Annotated in this window: 1 pseudogene; it reads left to right on the top strand. The window is 46.5% G+C overall.

Annotated features, from left to right (window positions below):
• Positions 1 to 243: pseudogene (locus tag C5469_RS23180) on the top strand (ISNCY family transposase); the annotation flags it as partial.

Genomic DNA, 243 nt, shown 5'->3' with positions numbered 1-243 from the left:
AATGGACATACGCTGGACCTCTCCCAATTTGTCCATCAACTGATTGAACAATCTCCGGAGCATGAAACGATGTTGATGACTATTGCAGAACAGCTTGAACAAAAAGGGCTTGAGCGAGGTATTGAACTAGGCCGAGAGAAAGGTAAAGTGGAAACGGCTCGAGCCTTATTACGGCATGGCGTGAGTTTGGACATTATTGTCACCAGTACCGGGCTGAGCCGGGATAAAATTGAAGCGTTAAAG

This window comes from Photorhabdus cinerea (assembly GCF_011189575.1).
Classification (GTDB): Bacteria; Pseudomonadota; Gammaproteobacteria; order Enterobacterales; family Enterobacteriaceae; genus Photorhabdus; species Photorhabdus cinerea.
This window is presented reverse-complemented; position numbering and strand designations above follow the sequence as displayed.